The 13,786-nt window shown below is 62.6% G+C and carries 10 protein-coding genes and 1 pseudogene; 5 read left to right on the top strand and 6 right to left on the bottom strand.

The window, feature by feature from the left end; translation table 11 throughout:
* Positions 1 to 206: 206 nt before the first annotated feature.
* The 5 genes and pseudogenes from CLH61_RS12300 to CLH61_RS12280 all read left to right on the top strand — a co-directional run.
* Positions 207 to 1,001 carry an enoyl-CoA hydratase/isomerase family protein gene (locus tag CLH61_RS12300; protein WP_099615047.1) on the top strand — a complete coding sequence of 265 codons (795 nt, stop codon included), beginning with the start codon at positions 207 to 209 and terminating at the stop codon, positions 999 to 1,001.
* A gap of 177 nt (positions 1,002 to 1,178) precedes the next feature.
* Positions 1,179 to 2,273, top strand: a complete 1,095-nt coding sequence (locus CLH61_RS12295; protein ID WP_099615046.1) for a TRAP transporter substrate-binding protein — start codon at positions 1,179 to 1,181, stop codon at positions 2,271 to 2,273.
* A gap of 72 nt (positions 2,274 to 2,345) precedes the next feature.
* Positions 2,346 to 2,891: a TRAP transporter small permease gene (locus CLH61_RS12290; protein WP_099615045.1), complete on the top strand. Its 546-nt coding sequence runs from the start codon at positions 2,346 to 2,348 to the stop codon at positions 2,889 to 2,891.
* 44 nt (positions 2,892 to 2,935) lie between these two features.
* Positions 2,936 to 4,270: a TRAP transporter large permease gene (locus CLH61_RS12285; RefSeq protein ID WP_099615044.1), complete on the top strand. Its 1,335-nt coding sequence runs from the start codon at positions 2,936 to 2,938 to the stop codon at positions 4,268 to 4,270.
* A gap of 44 nt (positions 4,271 to 4,314) precedes the next feature.
* Positions 4,315 to 5,874, top strand: a pseudogene (locus CLH61_RS12280) (acyl-CoA synthetase); the annotation flags it as partial.
* Positions 5,875 to 5,881: 7 nt separating this feature from the next.
* On the opposite strand, the gene CLH61_RS12275 reads toward CLH61_RS12280, so the two are convergent.
* The 6 genes from CLH61_RS12275 to CLH61_RS12250 form a co-directional block, all read right to left on the bottom strand.
* Positions 5,882 to 6,934 (bottom strand): AraC family transcriptional regulator, encoded by a 1,053-nt coding sequence (locus tag CLH61_RS12275; RefSeq protein ID WP_099615042.1) that lies wholly within the window; start codon positions 6,932 to 6,934, stop codon positions 5,882 to 5,884.
* A 130-nt stretch (positions 6,935 to 7,064) separates the two neighbouring features.
* On the bottom strand, positions 7,065 to 8,138 hold the full coding sequence (locus CLH61_RS12270) for an MBL fold metallo-hydrolase (RefSeq protein ID WP_170003726.1): 1,074 nt from the start codon (positions 8,136 to 8,138) through the stop codon (positions 7,065 to 7,067).
* Positions 8,113 to 9,789 carry a long-chain fatty acid--CoA ligase gene (locus tag CLH61_RS12265; protein ID WP_099615040.1) on the bottom strand — a complete coding sequence of 559 codons (1,677 nt, stop codon included), beginning with the start codon at positions 9,787 to 9,789 and terminating at the stop codon, positions 8,113 to 8,115. Before CLH61_RS12265 ends, CLH61_RS12270 begins: the two co-directional genes overlap by 26 nt.
* Positions 9,790 to 9,835: 46 nt before the next feature.
* Positions 9,836 to 10,960 carry an acyl-CoA dehydrogenase family protein gene (locus tag CLH61_RS12260; protein ID WP_407657585.1) on the bottom strand — a complete coding sequence of 375 codons (1,125 nt, stop codon included), beginning with the start codon at positions 10,958 to 10,960 and terminating at the stop codon, positions 9,836 to 9,838.
* Positions 10,961 to 11,141: 181 nt separating this feature from the next.
* The gene (locus CLH61_RS12255) at positions 11,142 to 12,683 is read right to left on the bottom strand and encodes an MDR family MFS transporter (protein ID WP_211289112.1); all 1,542 of its coding nucleotides are present in this window, start codon (positions 12,681 to 12,683) and stop codon (positions 11,142 to 11,144) included.
* The gene (locus tag CLH61_RS12250; RefSeq protein WP_099615039.1) at positions 12,670 to 13,782 is read right to left on the bottom strand and encodes an HlyD family secretion protein; all 1,113 of its coding nucleotides are present in this window, start codon (positions 13,780 to 13,782) and stop codon (positions 12,670 to 12,672) included. Before CLH61_RS12250 ends, CLH61_RS12255 begins: the two co-directional genes overlap by 14 nt.
* Positions 13,783 to 13,786: the final 4 nt, after the last annotated feature.

The following is a 13,786-nucleotide window of genomic DNA, read 5'->3' as shown; positions in this document are numbered from 1 at the left end:
CCCGCACCCCGCACAGCGGACCGCAGAGCCCTGGACAGGCCCCGTCGAGTCATCACCCGCACGCAGAGGTGGTCTGGTTCTTGTTGTTGTCGTTATGGCCGGGATGAATTCCCGTGCCAGATTCAAAATAGCCCATCACAATGATTATGGCCACGTATCCTTGTCCTATTATGAAACGGACCAACACCACGAAGAGATGCAGAGCAATGAAAAATTCCCTGGTTGAGTACGGATTTGATAACGCCAGCGGCGTGGCAACCCTCACCTTTAACCGGCCCGACGTGCTCAATGCCATCAACGTCCCGATGGCCGAAGCCTTCCTCGCCGCGGCCCGCCAGCTCTCCGAACAACCCGGGCTGCGTTGCGTGGTGCTGACGGGCGCAGGGCGTGCTTTCATGGCCGGAGGCGACGTGGCGAGTATGGCCGGCAGCCCGGAACATGCCGCGCAGGTGGTCAACGCCCTGCTAGGCGCCCTCAACCCGGCCATTCTCCTGTTGCGTCGCCTCGATGCACCGGTGATTGCCGCGGTCAAGGGCGCGGCGGCCGGCGCCGGCCTGAGCCTGGCATTGATGGCAGACCTGATCGTCGCCGAGGAAAACGCCCGCTTCCTGATTGCCTACAACGGCATTGGCGCGGTACCGGACTGCGGCGGCAGCTGGTTTCTGCCCCACCGGATCGGCGCCGGACGCGCTGCCGAAATGATGATGCTCAGCCGCACCCTGAGCGCAGCGGAGGCCAAACAGTGGGGAATGGTCACCGAAGTGGCCGCCGCCGGCCAATTCAGTGAGGTGCTGGCCGCCACGATCAACAAGGCCGCCAGCGGCGCCACCCGGGCCTTCGGTGCCTTCCGGCGGTTGGTGGACCAGGCCTCCGGCAGCTCACTGGAAACCCATCTTGAAACCGAACGCCAGTCCTTTCTGAAGATGGTAGAGACCGCCGACTTCCAGGAGGGGGTTGCTGCCTTTCTGGCCAAGCGCCCGGCGGCTTTCAGGGGTCACTAGGCGCCTGCGGAATACTTAGCTCCCGAATCACTGCACACATTTGCCAATCCTCTTCACCGCATCCGCCATTGGTGACCGGGCCTGCTTTCCCTAGGCTGCAGACTGTTGCCCGCATTCCTGTAATGCGGGCACCCCAAAACGATCAGGCACGACAACAATAAATAGTGAGGACCTGTCATGGATGTACTGAAGCAACTGCGCTTGGCCAAGACCCTGCCCGCCTGCGCCCTTTTCCTGTCCCTGGCTGCCGGCATGACCGCGCCCCAGGTTGAAGCCCGGACCCTGAACTACGCCACGCCTGCGCCTCCCACCGAACGCCCGTCCAATGATGTGCTTCGCTGGTGGGCTGAGGAAGTGGAACGGCGCACCGACGGTTCCATCGAGATCAAGATTCACTGGTTGCAGAGTCTGATCAAATTCAAGGACGCGGCCCGGGGCATTCAGTCCGGCATTGCCGACATCGGGCCAATGAGCCCGGAGTACACCATGGCACAGAACCCGCTGCTGGCAATGTCGCAGACCGAACTGGGCTCCGGAGACAATTACGTCGCGAGTGAGGCCTGGCGACGGGCCACCGACGACTTCGAACCGATCGAGCAGGAAGCCGCCCGAAATGGTTTGAAGCCCATTGGATTTTACTCCAGCGGGGTACGAGTCAACATGAGTACGACCCGCCCCTACCTGACGCCGGACGACTTCAAGGGTGACAAGGTACGCCTGACTCCGCGGGCAGTCAGTGCGGCCGCGGCCAACGACTGGGACCTGACCTCGGTCAACATTACGTTCACCGACCTCTATTCCGGCATGGAACGGGGCACCATCGACGGCGCCCAGAGTTACCTTTACCTGATGGCACCCTACAAGCATAACGAAGTTGCCAAATACGTGGTGGAAACCGGCATCGGCCAGTCACTGGTTCCGGTCATGATGAACGCCCGGGTCTGGGGCAGCCTGTCTGCAAAGGAAAAGCAGGTAATCCAGGAGCTTGAGCCTGTGTTCAATGAAAAGATGGCCAAGGCGGGTCTTGAGGAAGCAGAAATTGCCAAGAACCTCCTTAAAACCCATCCCAAATACACCGTTGATTACCACGTTCTGACCGACGAGCAACGCCAGCTCTGGGAGCAGCATTTTGCCCCGGCCATCGATGAGTACGTCGCGGACATGGCCAAGCGCGATCCGGCCGCCAGCGAGCTCCACCAGCGTTTCCTGAGCCAGCTGCAGGCGGTAGAGCAGGAAGTACGCGAACAAGGTTATCCCTGGGATCGCAACTGACACCACGGTGCCGCGGCGGCCACTGGCCGCCCGGTACCCGAACAGGCAGTTGCCTAACCGGAGGGTAATGCTATGGCCAGGCTCAGCGAGTCCATACCCCGCGCGATAAGCGCCGTCGATCGTCAGGTTGTCCGCTTCAGCCAGTTGCTGCTGGCCATGATGGTGGTGGTGACCTTCCTGTCGGTGGTCGGACGCACCTTTTTCTCCCAGGCGGTGCCCGACGACCTGCTGATTTCCGAAATGCTGATGGTGGCAGTGGTGTTTCTGCCGATGGGTTATCTGCAATCCCTCGGCGGCCACCTTGAGGTCACGGTCATCACCGATCACCTGCCCGAAAAGGTCCAGTCTGCACTGGTCACCGTGGGCCTGGTTCTCGGAGTCGTCTTCTTTGGCCTGATGACCTGGCTCAGTGCCCGGATGGCCTGGGAGTCCTGGGAGTTTGGCGTCATTGCCTACGCCAGCGCCCTCGACCTGCCGGAGTGGCCGGCCAAGGCACTGATCCCGCTGGGGCTTGCCTGGTGGTGCGTGCGCATGCTGGTGCAACTGGTGTTTCCGTCCAGCCGGCCCGGACACACTTCCGAGTTCGACCAGGCACTCGACGAAACCAACGGGTACTGAACAGCAAGGCTCCCATAACAACAATCAGAACAGGCGTGTGAATAATGGATCCAACCACGATTGGTATCTGGGCCACCATCGGCATGATCACCATGCTGCTGCTGCGGATCCCGATTGCCGTTGTGCTGGTGGCCACCGGCTACACCGGACTGGTGCTGGTGATGGCCAGCCGCGGCGACGGATTTGACCTTGCCCAGGGTTTGATGACCGCCAACAGCTTTCTTGGGGACCTGCCCTACTCCTCGACGGCCGAATACACCTTTACCACCATTCCCATGTTCCTGCTGATGGGCTACCTGGCCACCGAAGCCGGCTTCACCAGGGACATCTACCAGACCGCACGGATGTGGCTCGGCCGTATGCCCGGTGGCCTGGCCGTCGCCTCCTCCGTAGGCTGCGCCCTGTTTGCCGCCATCAGTGGCAGCAGTCTGGCCACCGCCGCGGCCATGGGTCGGATGGCGGTGCCGGAAATGCTGGCAAGGGGTTACGACAAGGGGCTGGCCACCGGGGTGGTCGCCGCCTCCGGCACCCTCGGATCACTGATTCCCCCCAGCATCCTGATGATTCTCTACGCGGTGTTCACCGACCAGTCGATTGCCGCGATGTTTGTCGCCGGCGTCATCCCCGGCCTGCTGTCCCTGCTGATCTACGTGGCCATGGTGATGATCCGTGCCAGGCTCAACCCGGCACTGGCACCGCCAACCCCGAAAGTCAGCTGGCAGGACAAGTTCGGCTCACTCAAAAGTACCTGGGGCATGCTGCTGCTCATCGTGGTGGTGGTTTCCGGACTTTACTCCGGGCTCTTCACCCCTTCGGAAGCGGGAGCCATCGGCGCCAGCATCGCGTTTCTGATCAGCCTGTTTGCCCGGCGGCTGGACCGCAAGAAAACCTCCAATGCCCTGCTCGAAACCCTGAAAAGCACCTCCATGCTGTTCGCCGCGGTGATCGGCGCCTACATGGTCACCTCGTTCACCGCGCTGACCGGCATTGCCGCCGACCTGACCAGCTGGGCTGGCGGCTTCGACGTCCATCCGGCGGTGGTGATCGCGTCCCTGTCGGTGCTGTACATCTTTCTCGGCACCTTCATGGGCTCCATCGAGATCATGCTGCTGACGCTGCCTATCGTCATCCCCATCGTCAAAGGCCTGGAATACGACCTGATCTGGTTCGGCATCATCATGATCAAGTACCTGGAAATTGGCCTGATCTCTCCGCCGGTAGGAATCAACTGCTTCATTCTCAAGGCGGTGGTCAACGACAGCGTCCGCCTCGGCGATATTTTCAGAGGGGTGTCCTGGTTCATCGTCATGGACATTGTGACCATCGCCATACTGGTGGCCTTCCCGGAAATCGTCACCTTCCTGCCTGACCTGATGTAGGGCAGCAGGCCGCTCATCCTGACAACAACAATCAGCAAGAGGCACACATGAACATCACCCAAGCCCTCCACAAAGCACTCAGGGAATGCCCGGACGCCCTGGCCACGGCTGACGGCGACCGCCGCCAGAGCTGGCGCCAGCTGGTCAGCCGGGTGGCGCGGCTGGCCGGTGGCCTGCAAGGCCTCGGCATGCGGCCCGGTGACCGGGTTGCCATGCTGGCTCGCAATTCCGACCACTACGTGGAATACCTGTACGGGGCACTCTGGGGCGGCGGCGTGGTGAATCCGGTCAATATCCGCTGGAGCGCCCGCGAGATTGCCTATTCCCTGGATGACTGCGACACCCGCATCCTGTTTATCGATGACACATACCAGCCACTGCTGCCGGCGATCCGCGAGCACGCCACGGGGCTGGAAACCATCGTGTTTGTCGGTGACGGAGAACTGCCCGACGGCGCCATTCCTATGGAAGCCGTGATCGACCGGTCAGCAGCGGTGGCCGACGCCCACCGCCACGGCGACGACCTGGCCGCCATCCTGTACACCGGCGGCACCACCGGGCAGCCGAAGGGCGTGATGCTCAGCCACGGCAATTGCTACCTGGGTGCCATCGGGGCCTCCCTGGCTGCGCCCCGCCCTCCCCGGCAGGTCGGCCTGCACGCTGCGCCGCTGTTCCATGTCGCCGGCATGCAGTCGGTCTTTGCGCTGTCCATGCGCCTGGGCAGCCACATCGTGCTGCCCGTCTTCGAACCCGGTCAGGTACTCCAGGCCATCGAACAGCACCGAATTGCCGAAATCTTCCTGGTCCCCACGATGTTGCGCATGCTGCTGGACCACCCTGGATTCGCCAGCCGCGATCTGTCGAGCCTGGAGTCCATCCGTTACGGCGCCTCGCCGATGGATGTCACCCTGCTGGAACGGGCCATGGCAGCGTTGCCCGGTGCCGATTTTTCCCAGGCCTATGGCATGACCGAACTGGCGCCCACCGTAGCAGTACTGCCGCCGCGCTATCACACGGCCGAAGGCCGCAAGGCGGACAAATTGCGTTCTGCCGGCGTTCCCACCCCGGTAGCGGAAATCCGCATTGTCGACCCGATGGACAACGAACTGGCCAACCACCAGGTCGGCGAGATTGTAGTCCGTGGTCCGATGGTGATGCAGGGCTACTGGAACAAGCCGGAGCAAACTGCCGAGGCGCTCCGGGGCGGCTGGATGCACACCGGCGATGCCGGCTATTTCGATGATGACGGCTTTCTCTACGTGGTGGATCGCATCAAGGACATGATCGTGTCCGGGGGCGAGAACGTCTACTCTGCCGAGGTTGAGAACACCCTTCTCAAACTGCCTCAGGTGGAGCTGTGTGCGGTGTTCGGGGTGCCGGACGAACGCTGGGGGGAACGGGTCCACGCCGCCATCAAACTGCGCCCGGACAGCGAGCTGAGCGAGTCGCAGCTGATCAGCCACTGCAAGGCGCATATTGCCAACTACAAATGCCCCCGCAGCATCGAGTTCGTTGACGAGATGCCGATGTCCGGTGCCGGCAAACTGCTCAAGTTCAAGATGCGGGAAGCCTACTGGCAGAACCGGGAACGCCGGGTTGGCTGACCGAGGTTCAGTAGTCCTGGCCGACCGCCAGCGGACGGTCCTCCGCCAACACCAGTTGGCGGTACTCCCCCGGCGGCAGCCCGGTCCACTTCTTGAAGGCGCGGTGGAAGGTACTGGGTTCGGAAAACCCGAGGCGCTCTGCCACCTCGGCCAGCGAGAGGTTCGGGCACGCCAGGTATTCAATGGCGGCATCCCGGCGCAGGCCGTCTTTCAGATCCTGGAAACGGGCCTGTTCCATCCGCAGCCGGCGGCGCAGGGTATCCGGTGTCATCCCGAACGCTTCGGCAACCTGCTCCACCGGCACCGACCCGTCATGCAGATGCTGCCGCAGATAACAACGGACCCGCTCGGTAATACAGGAACGATCCCGGTACCGCACCACCAGGTTGCCGAGGGAGCGCCGCAGGAAACCGTGCAGGCTGGCGCTGTCCTGGCGCACCGCGCAATCAAGCCAGCGGGCATCGAAGCAGAAGGCATTGCGGGATTGGCCATAGCGCACCGGCGCATTGAACAACAAGCTGCCCAGCGGCTGCTCGGAGGTCGCCTCACCCCGCATCAGCACGTGGCTGACCGGCAGGCGCTCTTCGATCAGCCAGCACATCAGGCCGTAGCCAAAGAACATGAACACCCGCTCGGCGAAATCGGAGCATTCACCCACCGGACCATGACTGTGCAGGCGCACCCATACCAGATCGTCCTGTCGCTGCAGGCGAACGGTGAAGTCCTGCAAAACCAGATGGTAGAAATGACTGCCGGCCCGCAGGGCATCACCGAGGGTCGGCGCATGCACCATCAGCTCACAGCACTGGGCAAAGGTACCGAACTTGACCGGATGGGCGCACAGCCCCCAGTACTCGTCACCGGTCTGACGCTGGACGACTCGCAGCAGTTTGGCGAACTGGGCCTGGGAGACCCGCGACAGACGGGAACCCATCAGCAACGGCGATATCCCCGCCTGCACCAGTAGCGGGTTAACACTCAGTCCCTGTCGCCGGGCTCCCCCCAGAATGTTATGAACCTGGGATACCGGCACCGTATGCCGGGGCGCTGTTCTGTACATGGGCGTTCTGCATTGGATGGTTTGCTGTTGTTATAGATCCGGGCAAACTCCATGATCCACGGAAGCCAGCGCCGGTACCATCAGGCAATCCTTAACGCCGTGTTTATGTTTCCTGAACCCCGACGCACCGTTACGGTGCCGGTGCGCGGTACCAGCGAACCCCCCGGGCATCTGTCGTATAGTCGGCCTCCCCCCGTTCACAGAGGTAATTGAGGCAGGCCAGCGCCTCCCCGGTCGCCAGGCTGAAGATCATGAAATTCTCGTCGCTGATGGCACGGCCAAACAACACGCTGAACAGGTCCACCACCCGCTTCGGGCCCGCTTCCAGCGCCGTCCTTAACCCCGCCAGGGCATTTTCCTGACTGGCGATCAGGGCATCGATTCGATCGTGCAGACCGATGAAACAGCGCTGATGGGCTGGCAAGACCAGCAGGTCGTCCGGCAGTTCCGCTTTCAGCCTGGCCAGCGAGGCGAGCCAGTCAGCCATTGGGTTAGCCGTTGGCTCCAGGGGCGTTACCGACACATTGGACGAAATCCCGGGCAACACCTGATCACCGGAGATCAGCAGTTTGCTGTCCTCGCAGTACAGGCAGGCGTGTTCCGGGGAATGACCGTTACCGGTCACCACCCGCCAGCGGTGCCCACCGATAACATGGTACTGGCCCTCTTGCAGGCGCCGATAGCTCCGTGGCAGGCGGGAGATCCGCCGGCCATAATTGTGGTAATGATCGTAGTAGGCATCCACTGCCGCGGCAGACCAGCCCGCGGCACGGTGAAACCCGGTGAAATCCTCCGGCACGGTGTCATCATGGGATTGCGCCACCAGCACCCGGCAGGTCAGATACTCCATGCGGGTCATCCAGAACTCGTCCGCCCCCCGGTCCAGCAACCAGCCGGCCATGCCGACATGATCCGGATGCAGGTGGGTCACGAATACCCGCCGGATCGGCATGCCTTCCGGCAGAGCCGCCAGCAACGACTCCCAGGCGGCCTCGGCGTCAGGTGTGTACATCCCGGTATCCACCACCGAGAAGCCGTCTTCCTCGCGGAGCAACCAGATATTGATGTGGTTCAGCTTGCCCGGCAACGGGATGCGGGACCAGAACACATCCCGCGCCACCTCAACCAGTTCAGCCGGTTCCGGAGCCCGGATTACGGGAGCCGCGGCCCCGGCGACCTCAGGCACAATTCGAGCTTTCTGCACGGGCATCCTCCTGCAGCTGCCGCCACATGATCTTGCCGGTACCGGATTTCGGCAGTTCGTCCAGAATCGCAACGGACGTCGGCACCTTGTAGGCGGCCATGTGCTGTTTGCACCAGGCGATAATATCGTCCTCGGTGAGATTGGCCGGCGCGGTCGGTTTCAGCACCACCAGGGCCCTGGCAGTTTCACCCCGCTTCGGGTCCGGTACCGCGATAATACAGGCCTCATGGATATCCGGGTGGCCGTACATAATGCTTTCAACCTCCGCCGGCCATACCTTGAACCCGGAAGCATTGATCATCCGCTTGAGCCGGTCAACCATGAAGAAATAGCCTTCTTCATCCATGTAGCCGAGATCGCCGGTCCGCAGGAAGCGCTTGCCGTCCCGCTCGAGGAAACTCTTGGCGGTGGCCTCGGGATTGTTCCAGTACTCCAGCATTACCTGCGGGCCATGGAGGATGATCTCGCCGGTTTCGCCCTGGGGCAGCTCTTCGAGAGTGGCAGGATCAACAATTCGGGCATCGACCCCGAAGCTGGCGATACCCAGGCACTGCCGTTTGCCCCGCTCGATCGGATTTCCCAGGATGAAGGCGGCCGTCTCGGTCAGACCATAGGCCTCGTTATAGGTGATGCTGAATTCCTCGGCCAGCTTGCGGGAGATGGCTTCCGGCATGGCGGCGCCGCCGCCCATCAGCTTGCTGAGGCTGGACACATCATGGTCTGCCAGCGCCGGATTGGAGAAGAAATCGACAATCATTGAAGGCGGTGCGCTCCACAGACTGACCCGGTGGCGCTCGATCAGTTTCAGCGCCACGTCGCGGTCCCACCGCTGCATCAGCACCGCGGTTGCGCCGTTGAAGATCGGCCCGTTCATGCCTCCCTGCATTCCCAGGAAATGGAACAGCGGGGCAATGGCCAGTGCCGAGAACGCCGGTGAACCACCCCGCCAGACGGCCGAGGCTGCAACCGATGCCATTACCGTGCTGTGGGAATGGACGCAGCCCTTCGGATGGCCGGTGGTGCCGGAGGTGTAACCAATCACGCACAGGTCGTCGTGCTTGCCGGCGAAGGCCGCCGGGGTGAGGTTGCGGTCGAGTGCATCCTGCCACAGGGTGACGCCGGAGCCGGCATGTTCCTGCCGTGGCGCAGTTACCGCAGCAGGTACTGCCAGGTCGGTCGCCTCGGTCAGGTAATCGGCATAGGCGTGGACCACCAGGTGATCCAGGTCGCCGGAGGCCAGCAGGGGCTGCGCATTGCCGTACAGTTCCTGCGCCACCAGGGCGGTCCGGGCGCCGCTGTCGGCTACGCAGTACTGCAGCTCCTCCGCCAGGTTCATCGGGTTAACGGGCACCACCACACCCTGGGCACGGAGAATGGCGTAGTAGCCGATCACATACTGCGGACAGTTCTGCGAATACAGCGCGACACGGTCACCGGGGCGCACGCCACATTCCTGCTGCAGGTAGCCCGCCAGCGCCTGGACCTGCTGGCACAATCCGGCATAGCTGAGCACCGAATCGTAGAACACGACCGCCGGCTTGTCCGGGTAGCGGGTTGCCGCCACTTCCAGATTGTAATAGAGGCTGGTTCTTGGCAGATCCAGTGTCCGTGGCAACCCCTTGGGCCAATAGGTGCTCTGTTGCGCTTTCATGTTGTTCTCCCGGCTCCACGCCTGATGTGTTGTTGGATTGTTGGGATCAGGTGATCTTGCGAGCAATCAGCTCTTTCATGATTTCATTGGAACCACCGTAGATCTTGCTGACCCGTGCATTGGCATACATCCGCGCGATCGGATACTCGAGGATATAGCCATAGCCACCATGCAGCTGCAGGCATTCATCAATCACCTCGCAGTTCTTCTGGGTAGTCCACCACTTGGCCATGGCGGCGGTGGTGGTATCCAGCTGACCGGCAAGCAGCTGCATCATGCACTGGTCCACAAAGGTGGTGGCAATGGTGGCAACGGTTTTGCACTCGGCCAGTTTGAAGCGGGTGTTCTGCAACTCGCTCAGCTGCTGGCCAAACACTTCCCGTTGCCGGACATAGTCGGTGGTAAATTCAATGGCGCGGTGCATGCTGGCCTGGGCCGACAGGGCGATGATCATCCGTTCCTGGGGCAGCTGCTGCATCAGCTGACCAAAGCCCCGACCCTCTTCCGCACCCAACAGGTTACCCTGGGGCACCCGCACGTCATCGAAAAACAGTTCGGCGGTGTCCTGCGCCTTCTGGCCAATCTTTTCCAGCAGTTTGCCACGTCGGAAACCACCCTGGCCCTCGGTTTCCACCATCACCAGGGAGATGCCCTTGGCACCGAGTTCCGGATTGGTCTTGCATACCACGCAGATCAGATTGGCGTGGTAGCCATTGGTGATGAAGGTCTTGGAACCATTGATGAGGTAATCGTCTCCGTCGCGGACGGCGCGGGTTTTCACACTCTTGAGATCGGAGCCAACCCCGGGCTCGGACATGGCGATGGCGCCCACCAGCTCACCGGTCGCCATACGTGGCAACCAGCGCTGCTTCTGCGCCTCACTGCCGTAGGCCAGGATATAGTGGGCAAGAATGCCGTTGTGGACGCCGATGCCGAAATTCACCAGGGCGCGGGTCATTTCAATGTTGATGACCGCTTCATGGGCAAACGAGCCACCACCACCGCCATACTGCTCCGGAATGCTGGCACAGAGCAGGCCCATTTCGCCGGCCCGGTACCAGGCCTCACGATCCACATACCCCTGCTTGCCCCATCGCTCCTGGTTGGGCACGAATTCCTTGTCGAGGAACTTGTGTACAGAGTCCCGGAAAATTTCCAGCTCTTCGGTCATCCAGGGTGTCTTGTAATTGTCCATGCTCTCATCCTCAATATTGTTCTTGGTGTGGGCTGCCCCGGCGCGGCCGGAATCGTTGGTGCCGCCCTTCAGGCTAGGCATCCACCCTGCCGATACCAATGGCAGGAACGGGAGTTTTGATTGGCATATTTCGCCTCGGTGTCGTCCCGTTTCCGTCTTATGCCCCCGCCCGTCGCATCAGCCATACCGGCACCAAAGCGACCGCAAACGCCAGCGCCAACACCAGGAAGCTGTCCTGAAATCCGCGGCTGTAGCCCTGAAACCAGACCAACTCGCCAAGCTGTCGCAGCGCCAGGCCATGAAGCTGGTCTGCACTAGCGCCGGCCGCGGTGTAGCTGTCGCCCATGGCCGCCAGCCAGGTCCGGGTCCCCTCATTGCCTACGGTCTGGGTCTCGGCAATCACCGCCGCGTGCCCGGCACTGCGCCATTCCAGCACCACCGCAAGGACGTTCACGCCCATGGCACCGCCCAGCTGACGGGCAAAATTATTGGCGCCAGCGCCCTGACTGAGCAGGTGCGAAGCCAGCGTGTTCAGCGAGCCGGTACTCAGTGCCGGCATACCAAGCCCCAGCCCGAGCCGGCCCACCGCCACCCAGCCCGCAATCACCCATGGCAACGTATAGACATCCACCACCGCCAGTGCCCAGCAGGACCAGGCAAACAGCACGGCGCCGAGCCCCATCAGCATGGGCGCGGGGTACAGGTCACTGAGCCGACCGGCAACAGGAAACACCAGCCCCATGGCCAGCCCCGCCGGCATCAGCAACAACCCCGAGGCAGTGGCCGAAAACCCCTGGATCTCCTGGACAAACAACGGCACCAGATAGGTCGACCCGAACAGTCCGGCACCGTAACAGAACGCCACCAGGCAACCGGCAGCAAAACCCGGGTTGGTGAAGATCCGGACTGCCAGCAACGCCCGCGGGCTGTGTAATTCCCACACCACGAACACCACGGCGGTCACCAGCGCCCCACTGCCGGTGGCAAGGATCTCCGCCGAATTCCAGCCCAGCCGCTGGCCGTTGGACAGGGTCCACAGCAACAAACCCAGCGCCGTGCAGAGCAAGCCGAAACCGCTCCAGTCGAACGGTTGCGGCTGGTCCTCCGGATCCCGGTCAGGGGCAAAAAACAGCGCAAAGACGATGCCTGCCAGACAGGCCGGCAGCGGCAGAAAAAACACCGCCCGCCAGTTCAGCCAGTCCACCAGGAAGCCGCCCACTGCCGGCCCTACCGCCGGCCCCAGAATGACTCCAAGACCATAAACCCCCATCCCCAGGCCACGCTGGTCCGCCGGAAACACCCGGAAGATCACCGTCATCGCCAGCGGCTGGATGATCCCGGCCATGGCCCCCTGGAGGATGCGCGACAGAATCACCATGTCTTCATGGACGCTGACTCCGCCCAGCACCGCGGCCATCATGAACAGCACCATGGCGCCGATGTACGCGGCCTTCATCCCGAAGGTCTGCAGCACCCAGGAACTCAGCAGCATGAACGCCGCCATCGCGGCCAGGAATCCGGTGGACAACCACTGGGCCTTGGTCTGGGCGATGCCAAAATTGCCCATGATGTCCGGGATGGCCACGTTGACGATGGTGGCGGCCAGCGTCATGGACAGGGTACCGAGCATCACCGTCGCGGTACTGAACCACTTATAGCGCGGCCCGTATCGCTCGAACAGCGCGTCAGTTGCGGACACGGATTCCCGCCTCTACCATCATGCCCGGTCGCAACCGGCTGTCCGGCTGGTCAAAAACGATCCGCACCGGAATCCGCTGGGTCATCTTGGTGAAGTTGCCGCTGGGATTGGGGCTGGGAATCAGCGCAAACTCACTGGTTGCGGCGTAGCCCACCCGGGTGACCGTGCCGCGGAATTCCTCGTCAGGATAGGCATCCACTTCGATCTGCACCGCCTGCCCCGGTTGCACCTTGCGCACCGCGGTTTCCTTGACGTTCGCTTCGACCCAGAGGCTGCCGGGCCGGAACACCAGCATCAGGTTCTGCCCGGCCTGGACGTACTCCCCGGTCTCGACAAAGGTACGGGCCACCCGACCGTCTACCGGGCTGCGCAGGCGATGGTCCCGCAGACGCAACTGCAGGGTCTGCTCTTCCGCTGCCAGCTCCGCCAGGCGACCGGCAACCACCTCCGCCTCCCGGGCCAGCACTTGCTGCCTTAACAACTCCGCCTCGGCCCGCGCCCGGCCGGCCGTTGCCGCCCGGGACTGGTTCTCCGCCAGCTTCAGGTCCAGTGCCGAACCGTCGCGCCGGTGGCGGGCATCCGCCAGCTGCTGTGCCGACACCATGGCATTGGCAGTCATGCCCTGAAGACGCTGCAGATCCTCAGCGGCCTTGGCCAGCCCGAGCTGTTGCCGCGCCAACTCCAGGCGGGCCGCCGCCAGTGCCTGATCAGCGAGCTTCAGTTCGGTGTTATCCACCGCCCTGGCGAAGTCCAGCTCCGCGCCAATCCGGGCGGTTTCTGCTTCCAGCACCGCCCGGCGGCTCGCGATCACCGCCAGCTCAAGCTCCAGCTCGCGGCTGTCAATCTCCAGTAACGGCTGCTGTTCCGTTACCGCATCCCCCTCTTCAACCGCCAGCGAACGAACCCAGCCCGGCAGGCGGGATGCCACGGCCACCATGTCAGTCTTGATCCGGGCATCCACTACATGGACATGGTTGATCCGGTAGATCAGCCACTGCCCCGCCAATAGCAGCAGTGCCACCATGAGCACCAGCACAGCCACGGTTCTGACTGCGGCCCTGCCCCGCAGGTAACGCTTTCGGGCTCCCGACAACGTCATACCG

Origin of the sequence: Marinobacter profundi, assembly GCF_002744715.1 — a bacterium.
In the GTDB taxonomy this organism is placed as follows: Bacteria; Pseudomonadota; Gammaproteobacteria; order Pseudomonadales; family Oleiphilaceae; genus Marinobacter; species Marinobacter profundi.
The sequence above is the reverse complement of the archived record's forward strand: the minus strand, read 5'-3'. Positions and strand labels throughout refer to the sequence as shown.